Here is a 3,907-nt window from a genome sequence, read left to right as displayed (position 1 = left end):
CAAGCAAGCCCAGTCTCAGATGAATCAATACCTGAAAACTCGCCAGTGTCGTTGGCAATTTTTACTAAAGGCATTTGGTTTTACTAAAGAAGCGGTTGGCTTTAGATGCGATCGCTGTGATAATTGTTTATCCCATTGATCAATTGGATTAGCTAATTCGTCTTAGGTTTTAGGGAGTAGGGAGTAGGGAGTAGGGAGTAGGGCAAGAGAGGGAAGGGTGGGGAGATGGGGAGATGGGGAGATGGGGAGTAATTGTGCTTGTTTTAGGCTACCTTAAAATAAGCTGTCGCGCATTTAAACGACCTTGTCTTGATGCAGCCCCTCCCCATGAGCGACTGCATCAAGACACAGCTTATTCAATTTTTAGTTTTCAGATTCTTGTAATTCCTTTAAATAATTATTGAGTTTAAACAGACTATATATTCCTACGACTGTACCAATTGGGAAACTCAACAGATTCACGCATGCCGCAATCCAGTTAGCAGTATTTGGCTTAGCTCGCTGATAGAAGAATCCTGCCATTATATTAACAATTCCAAACCCAAGGAAAAATATATGCATGGCGATAGTGAAGAAAATTATCCAACTATCACATGCATCTCCTCGGAAAGGTTCATTAATACATAATGAAGGACGCATCTGGATGATATATCTCGAAATATCGAAATAAGTACGAAATACGAACAATCCCAAGAAGAAATAAATGCCGCCCCAAATATAGTGAAAGATAGTTAGGCACTTGAAACGTTTCATAGAGTTCTCTCCATTTTTTGTTTAAATTCCAGCTATAGTAATTAATATAGGTGGATTAAAGCAGACGTCTATCTTAAAGCGATGCAGAGGTGCGACCCGTGGCGAATTTAATTACGGGTCAAACGCACCATTACGGTTTTGGAGGAAATCCCTATGAGCGATCGCATCAAGACAGGGTTTATCTTCTAACTGAATAATATCTAATTTAAATGCACAACAGCTTAACACCAAAAACTTCTCGGATATCTTGACTACTGCTCCGAAGTTCCCGATTCCCGATTCCCGATTCTTAATTCGCGCATTCGCGCATTCGCTAATTCTACTTGGTGGTGCGTTACGGGGCGGGCTATTCTAATACTGGCGCTCGAAGTGGAAAATGAGGGCAAGCCCGCCCCTAACGCACCCTACATTATTCGCGCATTCTTAATTCTTAATTCTACTTGGTGGTGCGTTACGGGGCGGGCTATTCTAATACTGGCGCTCGAAGTGGAAAATGAGGGCAAGCCCGCCCCTAACGCACCCTACATTATTCGCGCATTCGCGCATTCGCGCATTCTCAATTCTACTTGGTGGTGCGTTACGGGGCGGGCTATTCTAATACTGGCGCTCGAAGTGGAAAATGAGGGCAAGCCCGCCCCTAACGCACCCTACATTATTCGCGCATTCGCGCATTCGCGCATTCGCGCATTCTCAATTCTACTTGGTGGTGCGTTACGGGGCGGGCTATTCTAATACTGGCGCTCGAAGTGGAAAATGAGGGCAAGCCCGCCCCTAACGCACCCTACATTCTACGGGAAGAGCCAAAGGCTGACGGCTGAAAGCTGAACGCGCACCCGTGAGCTAAAAGCTCACGGCTGAATGCTTACAAACAATCAAAACTATTGAATTGGATTTACAGGGATGTCAATCAAACAACCAAATAACACCAAATATTCCACCAAAAAAAGTAAACTACATATAAACAAGATTGCCCCACTCTTCTCAGTATTACTCGCCCTGGTCTGCGTAGTAGCACTAGCCTTACCGGTCTCAGCACACAAACAACCGATACCAAAGGGTTTCACCGATAAGTTCCTAGTACTTATGGGAACAGGTGTGGTGGACAATAACAAACAACCAGGCAAACCCTTTATCAATTGCTTAGATGGTTTTTGCGATGGCGACTACTTCCAAAAAGTAGTTATGAAACGTAGTAACGCAGAAATTAAAAAGCTAGAACAACTTGCCAAGGATTTCTATTATCAGCGCTTTGGCATCGATGTCGATGATCCAGCCAATTCTGGTCGTATTATCTTCAGACAATGGCTCCTTGACCCGCGAGCTAACTACCGCGCCTATGTAGCCGCTGGGCAACAAGTTCCACCCGAAGGCTGGTTCTTTTATGATGGGGGCTGGTTAGTCCAAGTCATCGATCCCGAAGGCTATACCCTCGGTGGTGAATGGAACGGTTTCCATACTGAACAGAACACCCTGATATTTTTCGGAAACTACCAATTTTTAAAGACTAACCGTTCAGGTAAAATCCTCAAGAGATTCAACATTTTCTACCGTGCTGGAGGTCCGATTAACTTTGATACCAGGGGAGAAGCTTCATTTCGATGTGAGCTGAGCTTGGATGGTCAAGACTTCCCCACCGGTGTCCAAGGACAAGCTCAGGGCATAGCCTCTATAACTCCCATTAGTGACCATGAGGTGAAGTACAACATTCGCAATGTAATTACCTTTGGCCCAGCTACCGTGGGACCTGGCTTTGGACCGGATAACATTTCAGGACCTGTTCCGGTGATTCGGTCTCGAGATCGATTCAAGTAAATTCCTCAAGATATTCAACATTTTCTATAGCACTAATCTGAATGCTTAGTGCTATATTTGTTTTTTTTATAGGTTTTAATTTAGCCTAATTTAAGGAATTAAGATTAGTTTTTTGCGGGTGTCTCTTCTCAATCATCAGCCTTAATTAATATAAATCTTTTCTGGCTTGGTTTTCAGTCTCCCTTTGTACGATGCTTGTCGCCCTGTCAGATGGGAACGCCATCCCAATTTAACAAACAGTCTCTAAAAAACCTTCTATTCGCTGCCAAACTTTATCCAACAAATCAGGACAATCCGCATCAAACCATTCAATCTCAGGATAAGCTTTAAACCAAGTACGTTGACGTTTAGCAAATTGGCGAGTGTGGACAATAGTTAACTCTCTGGCCTGCTCAAGGGATGAGTTACCAGCAAGATAATCTTTAATTTCCCGATATCCCAAGGTATCTAGTAACGGTAAATTCCAACCATACTTCTGAACAATAGTTTCTACCTCAGGCACAAATCCTGCTGCTAACATTTGGTCAGTACGCTGAGCAATCCGCTGGGTAATAGTTTCAGAATCCTGACATTCTAAGCCAATCTGGAGAATTGGATAATTAGGAGGATTCTCTCCCTGCTGCTGTGATATCGGAATTCCAGTTACATAAAATACTTCCAATGCTCGCAATGTCCGCACTTGATCATTGGGATGAATCTTCTGAGCAGCAACAGGGTCAATCTGTTGGAGGAAATTATAGAGCTGAGCTTGACCAAGAGCAGCTAGTTGCGGACGCAAATCTTCTTGAGGCGCAACCCGAGGAATTTTTAACCCCCGCACTACTGATTTGATATATAAACCAGTACCGCCAACTAGGAAAAGAGGTTTATTAGACCTCTTGCAAAAGTATTTTTCTGATAGTGTTCTTGATGCAATAGCGAGTGGGGGAAACCCCCAAGACCGCGCTGCATCGCTTTGCGTCAATTCTTCTCCACTGTTCCCTGTTCCCTGTTCCCTGTTCCCGACTTCTGCAAGAAGTCTATTGTTTAAATCTGCTTGATCTACCCGGTCTTCCCTGTGTTTGCTAGCTATGATTGCCTGGGCTTGCTGTTGATAATCAGCTACAGTTAAGGTTTCTGTTGGGTCACAGATATCAATCAGATAATGGGGTACCTGCTGTTGTTGAGCCAGTGTCGGCTTAGCGGTTCCAATATCAAATTCTCGGTAAACCTGACGAGAATCAGCATTAAGAATTATTGAACTAACTCGCTGTGCTAATGCTATCCCTAGACTCGACTTACCTGTGGCTGTGGCACCGCAAATTACTATGACTGCTGAGTGCTCAGTGCTGAGTGTTGAGTA

4 protein-coding genes are annotated in these 3,907 nt (G+C 44.0%); 3 read left to right on the top strand and 1 reads right to left on the bottom strand.

Going from position 1 to position 3,907, the window contains the following annotated elements; all coding sequences use genetic code 11:
- The 3 genes from F6K53_RS35505 to F6K53_RS35495 all read left to right on the top strand — a co-directional run.
- Positions 1-139 (top strand): RecQ family zinc-binding domain-containing protein (locus F6K53_RS35505; RefSeq protein ID WP_293084029.1); only part of this gene is annotated, 139 nt, incomplete at its 5' end.
- 94 nt (positions 140-233) lie between these two features.
- Entirely contained in the window at positions 234-404 is a 171-nt protein-coding gene (locus tag F6K53_RS35500) for a hypothetical protein (protein ID WP_293084023.1), read from the top strand.
- Positions 405-1,653: 1,249 nt separating this feature from the next.
- Positions 1,654-2,565 carry a hypothetical protein gene (locus F6K53_RS35495; RefSeq protein WP_293084020.1) on the top strand — a complete coding sequence of 304 codons (912 nt, stop codon included), beginning with the start codon at positions 1,654-1,656 and terminating at the stop codon, positions 2,563-2,565.
- Between the two features lie 229 nt (positions 2,566-2,794).
- Here the strand turns inward: F6K53_RS35495 and miaA are convergent, their stop codons facing one another.
- Positions 2,795-3,874 carry a tRNA (adenosine(37)-N6)-dimethylallyltransferase MiaA gene (gene miaA, locus F6K53_RS35490; protein WP_293084026.1) on the bottom strand — a complete coding sequence of 360 codons (1,080 nt, stop codon included), beginning with the start codon at positions 3,872-3,874 and terminating at the stop codon, positions 2,795-2,797.
- Between the last annotated feature and the right edge of the window lie 33 nt (positions 3,875-3,907).

Source organism: Moorena sp. SIO4A1 (assembly GCF_010672065.1).
In the GTDB taxonomy this organism is placed as follows: domain Bacteria; phylum Cyanobacteriota; class Cyanobacteriia; order Cyanobacteriales; family Coleofasciculaceae; genus Moorena.
The sequence above is the reverse complement of the archived record's forward strand: the minus strand, read 5'-3'. Positions and strand labels throughout refer to the sequence as shown.

Excerpts from the sequence above, each read along its gene's own strand:
- F6K53_RS35500 (WP_293084023.1), top strand. The coding sequence starts at position 234 with ATGGGGAGATGGGGAGTAATTGTGCTTGTTTTAGGCTACCTTAAAATA.
- F6K53_RS35495 (WP_293084020.1), top strand. The coding sequence starts at position 1,654 with ATGTCAATCAAACAACCAAATAACACCAAATATTCCACCAAAAAAAGT.